Here is a 17,860-nt window from a genome sequence, read left to right on the forward strand (position 1 = left end):
TGACCAAATGAGCGAATTGTTTTCCATCCAGCTGCAAAATCGGCAGCAGCAAGGCAGGGATGGCATCTGGCTGGACCTGCCCACTACAACCGAACAGGTACAAGCGGCCCTGCGGCAAATCGGCATTTCGTCCGATAATCCGCAGGGCCTTTTCATTTCCGGCTATTTTGCCGAGGAAGAAAAGCGTTTTGCCATCCCCTACAACATGGTGCTGGCATCCAATGTGGACGAACTGAACTTTCTGGCATCACGACTGGAAACACTCTCTACCGGGGAACGCGCAGAACTGAACGCCGCCTTGCAAGCCCCGCAGAGTGAGCTTTTCAGCATCGGGAGAATCACCGACTTTCCCGAAAATGTGGACTACTATGTGCATCTGCCGGATGTGCACGGGCCTGCCCAGCTAGGAGATTACTACCTGAATCGCTCCGGCATGGTGGATATGCCGGAAGAATGGAAAGGCGGCATCGACACGGCACAGTTTGGCCGGTATGTGGCTCAGCAGGAACAGGGTGCGTTCACCCAGTACGGCTACCTTGTCAAAAGCGGGGACGAGTGGCAGAAAGTCCACGAGGGCCAGCCCGTGCCGGAGGAATACCGGGTACTGTCCTTTCCTGTGCCGGAAGTCATGCGGGATGCAGCCAATATCCCGCCGCCTGTTCAACCTGAAACAGAACCGCAGAAAGTTATTCCCATTATCCTGAACGGTAAGGACAGCGCAGAACGGATGAAAGAAATCACGGACCGGCTGGAAACAGGGATTCAGCAGTTGTTCGACAGCGACCGCTACAAAGCCTACCTCACCACGATGGCAAAATTCCACAATTACAGCTTCAACAACACCTTGCTGATCGCCATGCAGGGCGGGCAGCTGGTGGCGGGCTTCAACAAGTGGAAAGACACGTTCCATCGCACCGTGAAAAAGGGCGAAAAAGGCATCAAGATTCTTGCTCCTGCGCCGTACAAGGTCAAGCAGAAGATGGAAAAGCTGGACGAACAGGGCAAGCCGATTCTGGACAAGGACGGCAAGCCGCTGACGGAAGAAAAGACCGTGCAGATTCCGGCGTTCAAGGTGGTGTCTGTGTTCGATGTCAGCCAGACCGAGGGCGAGCCGCTGCCGTCCATTGCCGTGGATGAACTGTCCGGCAGCGTGCAGGACTACCAAGATTTTTTCAAGGCGTTGGAGCAGGCATCCCCGGTGCCCATCGGGTTTGAGGACATCGAGGGCGGCGCGCATGGGTACTTTCATCTGCTCGACAACCGCATTGCCATCCAAGAGGGCATGAGCCAGTTACAGACCATCAAGACGGCCATCCATGAGATTGCCCATGCCAAGCTGCACACCATCGACCCGAACACCCCGGAACAGAGCAACCGCCCGGACAGCCGCACCCGCGAGGTGCAGGCCGAAAGCGTGGCCTATGCCGTCTGCCAGCACTACGGGCTGGACACATCCGAGTATTCCTTTGGCTATGTGGCTGGGTGGAGTTCTGGTCGGGAACTGGCGGAGCTGAAAGCCTCTCTGGAAGTTATCCGTAGCGCGGCCCATGAGCTGATCTCTGCGCTGGACGAACATCTGGCAGAACTGCGCCAGCAGCGGGAAGCAGACCTTTCCAACGCACAGGAAGCCGCATTTGCATTGGATAACGGCAACACCTTGTTTATCCAGACCTGCGATTCCGGCTATGACTACACCCTGTATGGCCCGGATAATAAGGCTCTGGACGGCGGCCAACTGGACGCACCCGGTCTGACCCTGCCGGATGCCGGAGAGGAAGCTCTTGCTCTGCTGGGGCAGACAGTCAAGGTGTCGGAAGTTTTGTTGGGCGACAAGCTGGCAGCGTTCCAAGAGGCAGCAGAAAAAGCGAATGAAATTCCCGCACCCGTTAAAATTCCAGACCCCGCCGCAGAGCCCACGGTCACAATTCTGTGGAGTGAAAGTGACAAGCTGCAGGACGGCGAAACCATGCCACTGTCCGTGGCAAACCGCGTCTTTGAAGAACTGGACACCGCCCAGCACACGGAACGGGAAAAGGATGGTTACGAGGGCGGCTGGTACGACAAGACCGCGTTCCGCATTGACTTTACCCTGAACGGCCAGCCCGACAACTACGAGGGGCGGCAGGATTTTGGTGACGGGGACGGCTCCCTGATTCAGCACATCCGGAGCTACCACGAATACTACGCCAAAGACGAGAACTGGAAAAATTTTGTTCTGCACAACAAGGGCCCGGAAGCATGGGTACAGGACAAGGCAGAGCGGGAAATGGTGCTGACCGAGTTTATCCCGTACCTCAAACAGCATTGCAATCTTTCCGCTATGGAGCAGACCGCCACCACTGCTTTGCGGGAGGAACAGAACATTTCGCCGGAACAGACCGTCTATTACAACGCGGTTGTGACCTATGTGCAGGACTGCCGCCCGCTGCTCAACCAAGGCCAATACAACTTGCCGGAACCGCCCAAGCTGGCTGACTTTGACCAGAGCTTGCAGGACTACAAGGCACAGGTGCAGGCCGAGATCGCGCAGGAAGCGGCCGCTGCCGGAATGACCGTAGAGAAATACGCGGCAGCAGGATTTGAAGCACCGCAGCAGGACAGCTTTTCCATCTACCAGCTGCGCAATGAGGATTCCACTCACGATTACCGTTTTGAGCCATACGACCGCCTGCAGGCCGCTGGCCGGACTGTGGACAAGGCCAACTACGCAGAAGTTTACTCTGCGCCGCTGACTGCTGGCACCACGTTGGAGGACATCTACCGCACATTCAATGTTGACTATCCGGCAGATTTCAAGGGACACTCACTGTCTGTTTCGGATGTGGTGGTGCTGCACCAGAATGGGCAGGACACCGCCCATTACTGCGACAGTGTGGGCTTCCAGCAGGTGCCGGAGTTCTTACGGGAAAATCCGCTGCGCACCGCAGAACTTTCCACCGAACAGAACGAAAATATGATTGACAGTGTGCTGAACAATGCGCCCTCTTTAGGTGAGTTGGAAGCCAAAGCAAAGGCCGGAGAACAAATTTCTCTGACGGACCTTGCCGCCGCAGTCAAGGCCGAGGAAAAGGCACCGAAAGCCAAGAAGTCCCGCGCCGCAAAAACGAAAAAACCGTCCATCCGGGCACAGCTGGATGCCGCAAAAAAGGAGCAGAGCAAGCAAACGCCGCCACGGGAAAAGACAAAGGAATTGGAGGTATAAGCCGTGCAAAAATTTGAAAATGTGGATGTGATCGCTGCGCTGGAAGCCATTATGCACCAGAACACCGCATACTATCAGAGCGATTTTGCCTTTGACATCAAGATGCTGCGGAAAGCAACCCGCAGCGACCAGCCGGAAGATAAGCTGCTGTTGTGGCTGTCCCGGCCTTCTGGAACATTCTGCTTCCGGGAACGGGACGTGCTGCTCAAAGACACCCAAACCTACAACACATGGAAATTCTGCGGCGAGCAGACCCACGACAGGATTCTTGCCTATGCGGTGGAGCTGACCGGCGCAGCCAACGGAACCGTGCAAGGCAATCTGTATGAATTGGACTATCAGCAGCATTTCCAGCACATCCGGGAAGCCGCCCTGCCCGTGGGTGCCAACCGTCTGATCTACGAAAGCGGGATGCGGGAGATTGACCCGAAAGAGCATTTCGACAGTCGCCCGGACAAATATTTCGGAGAGTTCGTGCGGTATGAAATGCAGCCCCGTGACCCGGAACTTCTGCAAGCGGCCATCCGTCAGGAGCAACGCAGCCGGGAACCTGCACGGCCCAGTGATTTCAAAGAACATCTTGCAGCACTACACGCAGGGCTGATCGAGGCCGAGGCCCAGCGTATCGCAACCGATATAAAGCGGTTGGCGGCTCCCAACAGCCCGGACAAGAATCATTTTATGGTGGAGGTATCGCCCTATTTCACCAAGCTGGCATCCAGCCGGGACACGGATCGGCTGATTGCCATGCTGCCGTACAAATCCCTGCACCTGTCCGGCGTGAAGGACCGCTTCGGTATCTACGCGCTGGTTGACAAAAACGAGAACCGGGACAAGGGCATCTGCAAGCCCCGCACTTCCGTCCGCAAGCAGCTTTCCGAAACAAAACAGGCCGCCAGCCCGAAAAAGGCAGCGGCCCGCAGCAAGCAACACGAAATGGAGGTCTGACGCATGAATTTCAGCGTAGAAGAAGAAAATTTGATTTGTATGTACCACGCTTCTGACCGCCGCCGGACGATGGCGCGGATGCTGGCCGCCCTGCCGGATATGGACACGGAAATGCGGCGGCTGGCAAACGGTGTTATTGCAAAGTTGGAGCACATGACCGATGCTGACTTTGACGGACAGAGGTTTGATTTCACGGGTGAATAATACCGCCAGCTTGACAGCCACACATTATTTTTAATCAAAGTAATGTGCCGTTGTCAACACAGAAACAGCCGGACACGGTAGCCTTGTGGCTGCTGTGTCCGGCTTCTTATATTCACCCTTTTATTTTATACACAATTATGGTAAACTAAACAAAGAAAGGGTGTGATCATGTGTATCTTTCGTTAAAACAGCATGATTTATTTCGTACTCTCTTAATGGGGTTTGAAGTTCCGTTTAGATCGTATATTGCTGATGTTGTAATATCTCATTACCCTGCATATATAGATTTTTCAACGGAATTAAACAACCGTAAGGCCACACTATCATCAGCAGACCCAATTTTTTTGCGAGATAAACTTCCCAACAGCTGCACAGAAAAGAATTGTGCAAAATTATATGCTCGCTTTGTTACAGCTAATCAAAATCGCCATGTAGATGTCATTACTTCTGATAATGATGTGCCAATGGTGGGACATCTAAATATTGTCACGTTTGCATTTCAAAACCTTTTTGCTGACCTTTATCTTTTATTTGGTGAGTATCATGACTATTGTGTTTTGGCTGAAAAATATAGATATGCCCGGAACAAACTTGATCACCCGGATTGCAAAACACTCGAAGACACTGATTTGATTCCCGTTTTGGCTTTTACGAAAGATATTATCAATTTCTTGGACAACGGTTACTTTTCTCGAAAGACCAAGGAACAACTTCTTGTTGAAATAAGTGTCTTACAAAACAGGAAAATTGAAATTCCTGTAAAATGCCATAACTTTTCCAGTATGCCGTATACTGAATCTCGTATCGTCTGTCGTGAAAATGAAATTGAACGTCTCAAAAAATTTATCTGCGGAAATCCCGGAGATTTGCGTAAGCAACACTCTTGTTGTGTGTACGGGTATGGTGGTGTAGGAAAAACCGCGCTGGTACTAGAAGTTGTAAAGCGAATCGTTCAGGATATTTGGGATGAAAACACATTAAATGATTATCTTCCTTCTTATATTCTGTTCTTTTCAGCTAAAAAACAAAAATTGGAGATTGCATCGGCAAACGGCAGGATAATCGAAAGCCCTATACACAAACGCTTTGAAAACTTAGATGACTTAAGGAATCTCATTCTAAACAATCTTCAAATTTCCGATTTCAAGAATTTCCATGACGAGGGAATCATTATTGTTGATAACCTCGAAGCAATATCAGAAGATGAGCGAATAAACATCAAACATTTTATTGATGCTCAAACACCAGCCGAAATGCAATTTCTTCTTACCTCCCGTAATAGTGAAGACTATGAGGTGAATTTTAAACTCTCTGGATTTGAAAAAGAGAGTGGAATAACCTTTGTAAAGGAATATATATCGGAAAACTGTTTAGACCTAAATTTAGACGCTTGTGAAATTGAAGAACTTCTAACATTAGCTAAAGGAAACACACTCGTTTTGGTTCTTTGTCTACGCAGACTTAGTCAAAATTTGTCAAGTATAAGTGGCCTTCAAACTGAATTTTCAAGTATAAATGCTTGGAAGAACATCCGAAATGGGTTGAAACGTTTTCCGGGTAACGCTTATGAAGTTATTAGTGAATTTATGTTCAAAGATACCTTCGAGGAAATTGAGAAAGTTTTTTCTAACGACTGTGAATTGTTTTATCGAATCTTAAAAATATTTGCAGTTAGCCAAAATGATGGCATAGACCTGAACACAATCTGTCTGTTGTCTAATGAACCCTATCCACGTGTTGAGGCTGTTGCAGATACTCTCTGCAATTATCTAATTCTTGAAAAAAGTGGTGACCAATATAGTTTAAATAATTTTGCGGAAAAGTATATTATAAATCGCTTTATGCCCGATGCCACTACTTTTGACTCTGTATCAACGGAAATACGCCAGCGTGAAACTCAAGTTCAGCAAGAACTTGATGAACTAAACCGTGATATAAATAGTCGAAATGAACTAGCTAAAATTTTAAATGACTGGCATATAGTTTCGGGCAGCGATCGAATTGCTGCAGCAAGATTGTATAGGCTATATGGCGAAGCTGACTATGAGTGTAAGAAAGACAGCAGATTTAAAGCTCAATCTATCCTCGAAGATGTTATTAGAGAAAGCAAAAATGCAGAGGCGATAACGGCTCATCCTTATATTAAATTTCAAAAATCAAGAATTTTGCAGGTAATTGATCGCGCAGGTGTTTTACCCGAACGTCATACAGATGAAATTATTGATGGTTTTAGAAATGCAATATTTGTCATTAAAACGGTTGAGCAATTTTCAGATATACAAAATACGAAGTCATACGCTTCGTTACTATGGCTGTTCGGACAATATTTGGCTGAAATAAATAAAAATTTAGAAGCCATTCGCTATTTGGAAGAAGGTGTTGACGCTTTTGAGGCTATGAAAATCTTCGACAAAGAATATTATCAATGCCTTTCTAAACTTGGTAGTGTTTACCTTGATTATTTTGAGGAAGATAAACTTGCTCGAACAAAGTATTTGGTACTGGCAAGGACTATAAACAAAAAACTTCAACCATCTTTTAAGAACTTGGGTGAATCTAAAGTTTTCGCAACGATGCTAAGAAAGCGTGTTGAAAAATATAACAAATTAAGCGTATAATACAGAATCCCCACTCTGGTGTTTATCCAGAAGTGGGGATTTTTCATGTCAACAACTTATTACATCATTACTTTTTGCATAATCGAATAGATAGCATTGCAGGTATCATCAAAAGAAATATCCTTTGCATAGTCGTATTCCCTGCTATACTTGTTCCATTGCTTACGGAGTATATCGCTCCCCCGGATTTCCTGCATAATCTCCGGGTACTGCGTTAAGATTTTAGAACTGCCGCGTTTTCCCGTTGTCCGTTCCAGTGCCCGCCGCAGCGTTGCCTTATCGCACTCGGCTCCGCGCAGGGCGTACAGAATATAGATGTCGTAGTAATCTCTCGGACGGGTGTTTGCAATGTTGCGGGACAACACGGTTTCCAGCTTTTCAGCCAGAACTGTTTCAAGATTGTAGGCCAGAACGCTGATCGTGCGGTCATCGAACAGCATTGAAAAGGTGTACTCGATTTCGCGGGGCGTTATCATATCGCCAGTGGTGATATCCACCGTCAGCGGAACGCTGATCGGCGGGTAGTTGGCTTTCAGTGATACCCGGATTCCGGGATAATCGTCTGTTTCCCGAATATCCGCAACGCCCACCACTTCAAACTGCACATCATCGTCAATCTGGACTGCACACACATCTTTGAAAATAGAAAGGATAGCTTCATGGGTCAGTGTAAAGCCCTTGATAGTCGTATCCAAATCCATAGTGGCCCGTGTGTCCAGACCAACGATAGCCGAAACCAGAAAACCGCCTTTGATGATGAAGTTATGCTTATACGGTGAAAGCGAAATGCGTTCCAGCAGTCTTTCCAGCATATAGTTCTGCATCACAAGCTGCGCGGAAATATGCTTCTCGGCTGCTTTCTTCTTGATATAGGCTTTTAACTGCATCGGATTTTTTGTAATCATAGTAAAATCTCCATGTAGCGCAGAACCTTGGGCTTCACACGAAGTCGTTCTGCGTACTGCATCAATTTGTGAATGTCTTTGTCTTTGGATGCGGCGTAACGTTTCATGGCCGCGCCCACAATTTGAATATCACTCCCGCTGCCGCGCAGGATGTCGCACAGCGTCCGTTCCAAATCGTAAACACGAATGGGATTGCCGGATGGCGATTGGATTTCAATAATACCGAAGTCATAATTTTCTGGAATAGCTCGTTTGACGATCAAATCTTCCTGCTTCAAGGACAGTGCATTGTAGCCCTTGGGAAAAGTCATCGTGTACCTTGCCGGAGTGCGGTCAGAATAGCCCAGCAGATAGAGTGCGGTATCATGCGAGTAGATACCTCTGCTGTACTTCCGCTGCAACAGGTAAAAATCATCTTCCCATGCGCTGCTCTGTACATACAGACCACGCCCGAAACGGTACAGTTCCCCGCTCTCGACAAAATCATGCAGATAGCCCCGATGTAAGCCGGCTTTCGTCAGCTGTGCGGCCGTAATGATGCCATTGGGGGCAGACTGCACCATTTTTTCTACTTTGCCCATGTTGTTCATGCTATCACCTCACTTGACATTCACACATTATATTATAGAGAAATAATGTGTGTTCGTCAACAGTGAATTGACAGTCGCACATTATTTTGGTTAAAAGTAATGCGTCATTGTCAAGCAATGCTCACAGGGTCTTGTCCCTCTCCTGCCTATGATTCGAGAACAGAACACCGTCCACATTCTGCTTGATGATGCCATACTCCTGCATCTGGCGTTTGGCTTCGGTGTACTGTCGTTGCAGCTGGTCTTTCTGCTCGGCCAACTGCTTATATTCGGCTTTCAGTGCGTAAAGGTCGGGCAGCTTTTGGAAGCCCTGCTCTTTCAGGGCCTTGGCTGCGGCTTCATAGAGAATCAGGGAGCCCTCGTGCTTGCGCCGGAACTGCTTTTTGTCAGCGGCCCGTTGGTACTCCTGCACCAGTGGACGCAGCTCCTTACAGGTGGTGAAATCCTTTATTAGTACGGCCATTTCAGCAAGTCGGCGCTCTGCTGCTTTCAATGCGGCGGCAGCTTCGGTGCTGGCGGCGGTGATCTCGGCCACCCGGCTTTCCAAATCCGGGTAGCTTTCGATTTCATGCTCGGTCAGGAAGTTCAGCGTCCGGGCCGCCTGTTTCAGATTGTGGAGTTTTGCCCACTTCTCATACCCTGCGGACTGCTGGGCCTTGATGCTGTTCTCCAAATCAATCCGCAGCGAAATTTTGCGGTTTTCTTTGGGCTTCCGCTCCACGAACCGCCCTTTGATGCGTTCGATGATGGCTTCCTCGGTGTAGGCTTCGCCCAGCGTTTTGCAGCGGGTGAACCGTTCCTGTCCGGGCGCACGGAACGAAACATACTTGCCACGCTTGGCCTCGTAGCCCTGCTCCTGCAGGAGCCGCAGAAAATCGTCAAAATCCTTGGCCTGCGGGATGGCTGCATCTATGGCAGCTTTCAGCTTCGCCTTCCAGCTTGTACCCTTGCGGTGTGCGTCCCACTCGGCATAGCTCTTGCCCCGGTCTTGACCGGGCATCACCACGGACAGGCCGTATTCCTTGCATAGCCGATCGCTAGTGCGCCGGATGTAGGCATAACTTTGTCGGTTGGAAACATACTTCCGCTGGTTCACCATGTCCACTGCACAAAAGATAATGTGGTTGTGGACGTGCCCCTTGTCAATGTGCGTGGTCAGTACATACGGGTATTTGCCTTGCAGGACTTCATCTGCAAGCTGCCGACCAATCTCGTGGGCTTGCTCCGGTGTGGTTTCGCCCGGCGCAAAAGACTGTATCAGGTGGTGGGCCAGATTGTTGCCTTTCTGCATGGCCTGCGAGAGCAGTAGTTCAAACTCGATGTCGGCGGTTTCGTAGGAGCAGGCAAAGGAGGACACCAGCATTTTTTCGTCCGTCTTGGCCGGATTCTCGATGTAGTCCAATGCCTTTTTCAGCGTTGACTTGATAGGATGTATCTTTGTAACTGCCATATCTGCGCCAATGCTCCCTTGATGTCCGCAACGTCTTGTGTGTACAGCGGCCCCATGCTGTTCAGCCACCGCGCAATCTGATTGACGTTGACGCCAATCTTCTGCAATTCGGCGGTCTGCGCCCGGATGTCGGTGGTGTCGATGTGGACAACATAACCATCTATCAGCATCTTCCGGGCGTAGGCAGAAAAATTCCGTGTGTGCAGCAAAGCCATCTTCTGCCGGATAAGTTCCTGTTCCTCCGGCGTCACGGGAACACGCAGAACAATTTTTCGGGTTCGGTTCGTCATAGTTTCACCTCGTTTCTTGGGGGTCTGGGGTACTCCCCAGCAAGCATTTCTGCCGGGAGTGGCTACACTCCCTATGCTTGCTACGTTACATCTCCCCACTACTATGACACCACAACACCCCCGTTTTGCCCGCAAAATGCAAAAAAAAAAAATAAGAGGACGCTTTTGCATCCTCTCAATGACCGTGCATGACAATCAGACACACACGGGCTCTTTTTCCTGTTCATGGATTCGTAAGGCACCGTCAATGGCACCTTCTACGATAGGTAAGTATTCTTCCGGGCAAAGCTGCAGCTTGTGGCTGACCCGCTGACGTTCCGCACTTTCTTCCCGCATGAGTTCCGGGTTGAAGTACCGCTCCACGGGCAGACCACATATTTTTATCAGCTGAATCACCACCGGCAGGCTGGGCAGCGTGCCTTCGTTTTCGATGTTCGCAAGATACCGGCTGTCACAATGTATCATGTCAGCCAGCGCACTGCGGGAAAGTTGTTTTGCCTTTCGAGCTGCCTTGACATCCGCTCCGAACGTTTCAAAGCCGGGACAGTCCTCAATTTTCGCCATTCTGCATCACCCATATACATTTTATAGTTCATGAGCGATTGGCGAAATGTTGCTATGTCCGTTCTGTCTACATTTTATAATTCATAATCCGGGGCTGCGCACCTAGTTTATCAGATACCAAGCAGCTTTCAACAGTTGGTCATTACAATATTGCATGAATCAAACTCTCAGTACCTGCAATTTCTGCTTCAACAATATATTTAGTTCGTTCAATATTAGCTTTTGCAATGGAAGGTATGTCGTCTTTTATGACTGTTATCTGCTGCTCAATTCCCTCAAGATAGCTATTTAATATTTTCAAACGCTGTGAAAGCAGACTTTGCGGATCATCTAACGCATCAATAAAAAATGCGGCAATCGAGAAAATGTTGGTATCATAGTCGAAGGACAAAATTGATTGCTGTAATGTTGCCACAAATTCTTGTTTCCCTTTGTCTGTAAGCGAGTAAATCGTCTTGTCGGGCATATTTCCATCCTTTTCAACGCTGCCATAAATATATTCTTTTTTCTCTAAGACTTTTAGTGTAGCGTAGACTGTCGAATTGGCGATGTTGTACCAACGATGAACATTCATGATTTGTAGTTGCTTGATAATTTCATATGGATTAAGCGGTCTTTGATTGATCAGACCCAATAACATAGTAGCAGATTTCGAGAGCATAACGCATACCCCTTGACTTTAGTTTCAAGTTGTAGTACTCTATATATAGAGTACTACAACATTATATTATAACTGTACCACAGTTATAATCAAAATACAAGGGGGAGTAAAATGCCGCAACTAAATAAGGGTGGAAAATATGTATTTGGACTTTCTGCCATCAGCAATAGGCGAGAAATACTTTTTCCGGCAGAGACTCTTGAACAATATCCCGTTCAAAAAGAAGGACGCATTATTATTTTCACGGGGAGCAAAATCACGGGCGGATTTTGCGTGACCAGCAAACAATTACTTGGGCAATCAAAATTGAAGCATATATTAGATGATTGTCCCGCATTGTCACAGTACACGATTGATGAAGGAGAATTCGTTCGCTATAAAGGACGAGGCTATACTTGGCTGCATATTTCTCAAAACGGTGTTGTGAGGCTGCCCGAAAACACGATGCGATATTTGAATCTTTCCTGTGGGGATATTCTCATGTCGATTAAAAGCAGTGACATCGCATTTACAATGGGAGCAAGAGGGCCGCTTATGGACAAAGTACATTCTTACCCCGGTCATATCAAGGAATATCGGGTTACTTGCTGCGGGCAATAAGGATATGAGTCATATTGAGTGGGTATTATGTCCTGTCTGCGGCAGTAAAACACGATTAAGAATCCGCAGCGATACCATTCTTGAAAATTTCCCATTGTTTTGTCCCAAATGCAAGCATGAAACTTTAATCGCAGTTCGACAACTAAATCTATCCATCGTGCAAGAGCCAGACGCTAAGACGCAGAGCCGATAACACAGAGAAAAAACTCCGATGTTATCGGCTCTGTTTTCACTTTTTCTGTGATTCCCTCGGTGGAAGAAAAGGAAAATGCTACTGGGTAGATGGCTTAATAAGAGGGCCAACGAAAAAAGTTTTGAAGTTCATTTTTGGTCAGTTGCCTTGACTTTTGCTATCATTAATAGTACTATTGACAATAGTAAAAGTGGAGGTGTCGTTATGTCATCAATCGATTTAGTTATACTTGGCATTGTTTTGGAGAAACCTCAAAGCGCCTATGACATTCAAAAGGATGTGGAGTACCACCATCTTTCTCGCTGGACAAAAATAAGTGTACCTTCTATTTATAGAAAAGTACTCCAGCTGAGCGATAAGGGCTATCTTCAAAGCGATATTGTCAAGGGCGATAAGTTTGCGGATAAGGCCATTTATTCCATTACCGATCAGGGCAGAGCGTATTTCAAGGAGCTGATGGCCTCTTGTGCCGCTGGCACAGTACCCTTGCTATTCGATTTCAATGTGGTCATTACCAATTTGAACAAGATGGACAAAGCCGAAGCGTTGGAGCTGGTTTCGACTTTGCGCCGGAGCATACAGTCCTCGGCTGAATCGAACGAGGGCTATGCGCGGGAATTTGCAGACATTCCTTTGGTTGGGAGAACGATTTTTGAGCAGCAGCAGCTTCTCTATCGAGCCCTTCTAGAATGGCTGGATCACTTTGAAGGGCAGTTCTTAGAAGAATGAGTACAGGCCCCCAAAGCAGTTTGACCATCCTGTTCGAAGCTCCGTTTTGGATCGGTCTATATGAAAGAACGGATAACGGTAAGTACGAGGTATGCAAAATCACTTTTGGCTCAGAGCCCAAAGATTACGAGGTCTATGAGTTTCTGCTGAAGAATTGGCACAAGTTGAAATTTAGTCCCCCAATCCAGGCCGAAGTAGCCATGGAGCGAAAAATCAATCCCAAACGTATGCAGCGCGAAATTCAAAGCCAACTGCAGGATAAAGGCATTGGAACAAAGGCGCAGCAGGCGTTGAAACTCCAGCATGAGCAATGTAAGCTGGAACGACAAACCAAGAGTCGTGAGCAGAAAGATGCGGAGAAAGACCGCCAGTTTGCCATACGGCAGGAAAAAAAGAAAGCCAAGCACAGAGGAAGATAACATGAAGATAGAATGGATTTTATGCCCCTTTTGCGGCAGCAAAACGCGATTGAAAATTCGCGATGATACAATATTGGATAATTTTCCGTTATATTGTCCTAAATGCAAACATGAAACCCTGATTGCGGTAAGAAAACTAAATTTATCTATCATCCAAGAGCCAGACGCACAGACGCAGAGCCGATAATGCACAAGGTAAATTCACTTGTGATTATCGGCTCTTTTTTATTTTAGTATACGATAAGAGCCTGCCCCGCCCAACGGGGAAAGAAAAAAACCGTTGGTTTGAGCAGGTGACTCTTTGCGCCCATTTTGAACCGGCGGCTTTTGAGAAAATCAAGGTCGCCGGCTCTTTTTGCTTATCAGAGCATACCATTGTTTGTATGGCGGCCACTAGGAGGATGCCGCCATGCGCCTGATATTCTATCGAACGCCTAGCTTTGAACTGTCAAAAAAAGCCTTGCTCCCGCACAGGGTCAGCAGGGCTTTTGCTATGTACTATACGATGTAGCTTCTGCGCGCTTCGTGCTGTCATTATGCCCGGTTGGCCGTTTTCGGTCTGCCGGGCTTTTCTATTGCCGCCTGAAAATCTACCTGCTTCAAAAATTTTTGGGGAAATTTTCAAAAAAGCGGGCAGAATCGGGTGTTTCAGGTGTCATATTAGCGGAAAGGGAAAAATCCACCCGACATCCCCACGGAAAGGGGGTGAGAAGATGGAAGCTATCCCTCGCAACGATGGCGAACAGTACCGATTCGATGCGTTCTGCAAAGCGGTGCTGCGAAATGAGGCCCGGAACTATTACCGAAATAAGAAACGTCTGCTTGACCGTGAAAAGTCATTCAGCGTTCTTTCGTTGGAAGAACTGGGGCAGCTCACGAGTGTAGACCATTATCCAAGTGAAGAATTTGTATTTTCATCCTACGGCTGTGATCTGCACATCGACAATGAACTTGTTGCCAATGCGTTTGCCGCTCTGCCAAAGCAAGAACAAAGCATTCTGATTCTGTTTTGCGTTCTGGAACTGGGCGACGGTGAGATTGGCGACCTCATGGGAATGTCCCGGAGTGCTGTACAGCGCCACCGGACAAAAACGCTGAACGAGCTGCAAAAAAAGCTAAAGGCGCACTTGCCGGAGGGAGGTTAGGCGTAAATGAACTCCTATGAACACACGAGCAGAGAGTTTTTGCCGCTCTCGGTGATTCGCTCTGCCTGTGCCGGGGACACCGATGCCGTTGAACAGGTTTTGCATCATTACAGAGGATACATCAACAAGCTCTGTACGGGCATTCTCTATGACAAGCACGGTCAGCCTCATGTGTGCATAGACGAGTACATGAAACGCCATCTGGAAATCAAACTGATTTCTTCTATTGTAACCAAAGCCGAAACGGGCTGACCCTTTCCACGTTTCGGGACAGCACCTTGAAAAATATGCCCGCAGGACAATGGCGGTGCATCATAGGGCAAACGGATACGTTGCTGTCTGTATCGAGCCAGACGGCGGGTGCGCCACGATGCTTTTCTTTGAAAAGTGGAGCGATCACTACCACGCCGCAATGCAAGCGCGGCTGCTTGCGGGCCATGACATACAGACAGGCTGATACTCCCTTACCGTCAAAGTCCGAGCGTTCAGAGCGTCGCAGGCAATGAGTAGGGCTGCATGAGGAATGCAGGGGTGAGATTCCCGTGGGCTGCTGCCAGCAGCCATCCGTTGGCTCATTTTTTGATTTTTAAGAAAGGGGATTTTTACGATGCAAGCGAAAAAGACAAACCCTGAAAAAACAAAAAATCCAGAGATGCTTACTCTGGATTCGACTTATCGTATTGGCAATCGCTCCTTTATCGTTGAGCCGGTGTTCAAAGAAGAAAGCTCTCAGACCTTAGGAGAAGTTCTTCTCCGGCTGATGAAATCCGAAAGCGAAAAATTATAATGACCTTTCGGGAGGCAGCGGACAGAGAAAGCGGATTGTGTTATAATATAGGTGTACAAGTGAATTTGCTATTCGACTGTCCCAAGAAAGGAGCGAGTATGAAACAGTCGAGTAACAAGAAATCCCGTGAAGCAACCGCTTTTCTCTATGAGCGTCTTTCCCGTGATGATAATTTGGAGGGCGAGAGTTACAGCATCGGCAACCAAAAGAAACTGCTCACCAAAGTTGCAAAGGAAAAAGGCTATACCAATCTGGTTCACTTTCTGGATGATGGCATTTCCGGCGTGACCATGAACCGTCCCGGTTTCGTTGAAATGATGCAGCAGCTTGAACAAGGAAAAGCCTCTGCTGTGTTCGTCAAAGACCTTTCCCGTCTGGGCCGAAACTATATCGAGGTCGGGCGGCTGACAGAAGAATTTTTCCCAGACCATGACATCCGACTTGTTGCCGTTTCGGACAACATCGACACGGCCGAGGGAGAAAACGAACTGGCACCCATCCGAAACCTGTTCAATGAGTGGTATGCCCGTGACATCAGCAAGAAACGCCGTATCAGTAATAAAATCAAAGGCAACTCCGGCGAACCGATGGGACTTCCTCCCTATGGATATATCAAGGACCCGAACAATCCCAAGCATTGGGTCATTGATGAAGAAGCTGCACAAGTTGTCCGGCGCATTTTTGATATGACGTTGGAGGGCTTTGGCACGGAACAGATTGCCACCCAGTTTGAAAAGGAAGGCATCCTGACGCCGCAGGCCTACTGGATTCAGAAAGGCATCGGCCGTCCCGGAAGGAGCAAGATACGGCCCGCTACCAAGTGGAATGGCTCCACGATTACCCATCTTCTGTATCAGCAGGAGTATTGCGGGGATATTCTGAACTTCAAAACCTACTCCAAGTCCTACAAGAACAAAAAGCGGATTCATAACGACCCGGAAAATTGGGTAGTGTTCCAAGATGTTCACGAACCCATTATTGAACGTGCCGTGTTTGAACAGGTGCAGCAGAAGCGCGGAAAAATGCGCAAACGCTGTACCAGCAACGGAGAACACAATATGTTCTCTGGCTTACTTGTCTGTGCAGACTGCGGCTGCAATCTGCACTTCCACTTCAATCAGGGCAACCCGGAAATCAAGTATTTCAACTGCTCCAACTACAAGGGCAACCGTGGTACCTGCCAATCCACCCATTACATCCGTGTAGACTTTCTGGAAGAAGTGGTGCTGGGCGAGATTCGGCGGCTGACCAAGTTTGCCAGCCTCTATGAGGACGACTTTTTGAAGGCTGTTATCGGGCACTCCCTGCAGGCGGACGAAGCCGGCCGCAAGCTGAAAGAGAAAGAGTTGAAAGCACTCCTTGCCCGTGATGAAGAACTGGACGGCCTTTTTGAGCGCATCTATGAGGACAATGTTTCCGGCAAGATCTCTGACGAACGCTTTTCCAGAATGTCCCGAAGATACGAGGACGAGCAAAAGGAGCTGACCGAGAAAATCAAACAGCTCCGCTCCGAAATCGAAAAGCAGAGCAGCCGAACTATGACAACGGATATGTTTATCAGTCTGGTTCGCAAGTACACCAGAGCAAAAAAGCTGACACCCCGGATGCTGAATGAACTGGTGGAAAAAATCGAAGTGTTCGATGCAGAAAAGGTCAACGGCGTGTGGGAGCAGCGGCTCCGCATTCACTACAACTGCGTGGGCACCATCGAGATTCCAAGCGCACTTCCTTTGCCGACACCCGATGTATCGGTGAATACAAGAAAAGGCGTAGTTGTGAACTACGCCCCCTGTGATGTCGCTATTTAGCAAATAAAAAATGACGAATGTTCTTTGACAGCTAAATGCTGTAAGAACATTCGTCATGGTGCGGATAAGAGGACTTGAACCTCCACCGAGTTGCCCCGATTAGAACCTGAATCTAACGCGTCTGCCAATTCCGCCATATCCGCATATTCTGTTTTGTTCGTGAGCCGTGTCGCTCGGAACGATAGTAATTATACCAGATATGCGGGAATTGTCAAGCATTATTTTCAATTTTTTCTGACAAATTTTTCCCGCAAAATTGTTGCACTCTGAATGGGCGCTGCAGGGCGAAATTTCGCCCAAAGTGTGATACAATAGACGAAACGCGCTGGAACGCTTCCCGGCGCAAAACCGAGAAATGAGGGAAAACAATGCTGAATGTTATCATCTTCCTGCTGGGGGCCGGGCTCATGTTCTTCATGGCGCTGCGCAGCATGCTGGCCCGGCGGCGGCTGTGCACCCGGGGCGAAAAGGTGGAAGCCACCGTGGAGGGTATCGTCCAGAGCCGGGACGGCGCGGCCTATGTGCTGGCCTTTGCCACGGCAGGCGGCAGCCACCGGCTGCAGTACCCGAAACCGGCCAAGGCCAAAGCCTTTGCCACGGGCAGCACCGTCACCCTGTATTACGACCCGGAGGACCCGGAGAAGATGTATGTGGAGGGCGACCACTCCGTGCTGGGCGCAGAGGTGCTGTACGCCGTGGTGGGCGCAGCGCTGCTGGTGCTAACGGTGGGCATCGCCCGCTGAACGG

Annotated in this window: 20 protein-coding genes and 1 tRNA gene; 14 read left to right on the plus strand and 7 right to left on the minus strand. The window is 48.5% G+C overall.

Features of this window, described 5'->3' with window-relative positions; genetic code table 11:
- Positions 1-7: 7 nt before the first annotated feature.
- From CGS49_RS00125 to CGS49_RS00140, 4 genes are all read left to right on the plus strand, one after another.
- Positions 8-3,202 carry a YodL domain-containing protein gene (locus CGS49_RS00125; protein WP_097800006.1) on the plus strand — a complete coding sequence of 1,065 codons (3,195 nt, stop codon included), beginning with the start codon at positions 8-10 and terminating at the stop codon, positions 3,200-3,202.
- Positions 3,203-3,205: 3 nt separating this feature from the next.
- Positions 3,206-4,150, plus strand: coding sequence for a hypothetical protein (locus CGS49_RS00130; protein ID WP_430407809.1), 945 nt, complete (start codon positions 3,206-3,208; stop codon positions 4,148-4,150).
- A 3-nt stretch (positions 4,151-4,153) separates the two neighbouring features.
- Positions 4,154-4,354: a transposon-transfer assisting family protein gene (locus CGS49_RS00135; protein WP_097800007.1), complete on the plus strand. Its 201-nt coding sequence runs from the start codon at positions 4,154-4,156 to the stop codon at positions 4,352-4,354.
- A 170-nt stretch (positions 4,355-4,524) separates the two neighbouring features.
- Positions 4,525-6,972 carry an ATP-binding protein gene (locus tag CGS49_RS00140; RefSeq protein WP_143405784.1) on the plus strand — a complete coding sequence of 816 codons (2,448 nt, stop codon included), beginning with the start codon at positions 4,525-4,527 and terminating at the stop codon, positions 6,970-6,972.
- 59 nt (positions 6,973-7,031) lie between these two features.
- Here the strand turns inward: CGS49_RS00140 and CGS49_RS00145 are convergent, their stop codons facing one another.
- The 6 genes from CGS49_RS00145 to CGS49_RS00170 all read right to left on the minus strand — a co-directional run bounded on the left by CGS49_RS00145 (position 7,032) and on the right by CGS49_RS00170 (position 11,432).
- Positions 7,032-7,877, minus strand: a complete 846-nt coding sequence (locus CGS49_RS00145) for a nucleotidyl transferase AbiEii/AbiGii toxin family protein (protein WP_097800009.1) — start codon at positions 7,875-7,877, stop codon at positions 7,032-7,034.
- Complete coding sequence (locus CGS49_RS00150; protein WP_097800010.1) at positions 7,874-8,467, minus strand: type IV toxin-antitoxin system AbiEi family antitoxin domain-containing protein; 594 nt, start codon at positions 8,465-8,467, stop codon at positions 7,874-7,876. The genes CGS49_RS00145 and CGS49_RS00150 overlap by 4 nt, the downstream gene beginning before the upstream one ends.
- Before the next feature lie 121 nt (positions 8,468-8,588).
- Positions 8,589-9,917 (minus strand): relaxase/mobilization nuclease domain-containing protein, encoded by a 1,329-nt coding sequence (locus tag CGS49_RS00155; protein ID WP_097800011.1) that lies wholly within the window; start codon positions 9,915-9,917, stop codon positions 8,589-8,591.
- Entirely contained in the window at positions 9,878-10,207 is a 330-nt protein-coding gene (locus CGS49_RS00160) for a plasmid mobilization protein (RefSeq protein ID WP_097800012.1), read from the minus strand. The genes CGS49_RS00155 and CGS49_RS00160 overlap by 40 nt, the downstream gene beginning before the upstream one ends.
- 195 nt (positions 10,208-10,402) lie before the next feature.
- Positions 10,403-10,771, minus strand: a complete 369-nt coding sequence (locus tag CGS49_RS00165) for a helix-turn-helix transcriptional regulator (RefSeq protein ID WP_005927725.1) — start codon at positions 10,769-10,771, stop codon at positions 10,403-10,405.
- Between the two features lie 142 nt (positions 10,772-10,913).
- On the minus strand, positions 10,914-11,432 hold the full coding sequence (locus CGS49_RS00170) for a PadR family transcriptional regulator (protein ID WP_097800013.1): 519 nt from the start codon (positions 11,430-11,432) through the stop codon (positions 10,914-10,916).
- A gap of 111 nt (positions 11,433-11,543) precedes the next feature.
- Here CGS49_RS00170 and CGS49_RS00175 point away from each other — a divergent pair, with 111 nt between their 5' ends.
- From CGS49_RS00175 to CGS49_RS00220, 9 genes are all read left to right on the plus strand, one after another.
- Positions 11,544-12,032, plus strand: a complete 489-nt coding sequence (locus CGS49_RS00175) for a hypothetical protein (RefSeq protein WP_097800014.1) — start codon at positions 11,544-11,546, stop codon at positions 12,030-12,032.
- A gap of 4 nt (positions 12,033-12,036) precedes the next feature.
- Positions 12,037-12,225 (plus strand): cysteine-rich KTR domain-containing protein, encoded by a 189-nt coding sequence (locus CGS49_RS00180; protein ID WP_097800015.1) that lies wholly within the window; start codon positions 12,037-12,039, stop codon positions 12,223-12,225.
- 204 nt (positions 12,226-12,429) lie between these two features.
- Positions 12,430-12,954: a PadR family transcriptional regulator gene (locus CGS49_RS00185; protein WP_097800083.1), complete on the plus strand. Its 525-nt coding sequence runs from the start codon at positions 12,430-12,432 to the stop codon at positions 12,952-12,954.
- Complete coding sequence (locus CGS49_RS00190) at positions 12,951-13,373, plus strand: YjdF family protein (protein ID WP_097800016.1); 423 nt, start codon at positions 12,951-12,953, stop codon at positions 13,371-13,373. The genes CGS49_RS00185 and CGS49_RS00190 overlap by 4 nt, the downstream gene beginning before the upstream one ends.
- Position 13,374: 1 nt before the next feature.
- Positions 13,375-13,560, plus strand: a complete 186-nt coding sequence (locus tag CGS49_RS00195) for a cysteine-rich KTR domain-containing protein (protein WP_097800017.1) — start codon at positions 13,375-13,377, stop codon at positions 13,558-13,560.
- A gap of 526 nt (positions 13,561-14,086) precedes the next feature.
- Positions 14,087-14,518 carry a sigma-70 family RNA polymerase sigma factor gene (locus CGS49_RS00200; RefSeq protein WP_097800018.1) on the plus strand — a complete coding sequence of 144 codons (432 nt, stop codon included), beginning with the start codon at positions 14,087-14,089 and terminating at the stop codon, positions 14,516-14,518.
- 6 nt (positions 14,519-14,524) lie between these two features.
- The gene (locus CGS49_RS00205; protein WP_097800019.1) at positions 14,525-14,770 is read left to right on the plus strand and encodes a helix-turn-helix domain-containing protein; all 246 of its coding nucleotides are present in this window, start codon (positions 14,525-14,527) and stop codon (positions 14,768-14,770) included.
- Between the two features lie 355 nt (positions 14,771-15,125).
- Positions 15,126-15,305: a hypothetical protein gene (locus CGS49_RS00215; RefSeq protein ID WP_005927535.1), complete on the plus strand. Its 180-nt coding sequence runs from the start codon at positions 15,126-15,128 to the stop codon at positions 15,303-15,305.
- On the plus strand, positions 15,305-17,113 hold the full coding sequence (locus CGS49_RS00220; RefSeq protein WP_179858988.1) for a recombinase family protein: 1,809 nt from the start codon (positions 15,305-15,307) through the stop codon (positions 17,111-17,113). Before CGS49_RS00215 ends, CGS49_RS00220 begins: the two co-directional genes overlap by 1 nt.
- 56 nt (positions 17,114-17,169) lie before the next feature.
- Here the strand turns inward: CGS49_RS00220 and CGS49_RS00225 are convergent.
- A tRNA-Leu gene (locus CGS49_RS00225) sits at positions 17,170-17,256 on the minus strand.
- A gap of 225 nt (positions 17,257-17,481) precedes the next feature.
- Here CGS49_RS00225 and CGS49_RS00230 point away from each other — a divergent pair.
- Positions 17,482-17,856: a DUF3592 domain-containing protein gene (locus CGS49_RS00230; RefSeq protein WP_097800022.1), complete on the plus strand. Its 375-nt coding sequence runs from the start codon at positions 17,482-17,484 to the stop codon at positions 17,854-17,856.
- Positions 17,857-17,860 lie beyond the last annotated feature (4 nt).

This window comes from Faecalibacterium langellae, assembly GCF_002549775.1.
GTDB classification, from domain to species: Bacteria; Bacillota; Clostridia; order Oscillospirales; family Ruminococcaceae; genus Faecalibacterium; species Faecalibacterium langellae.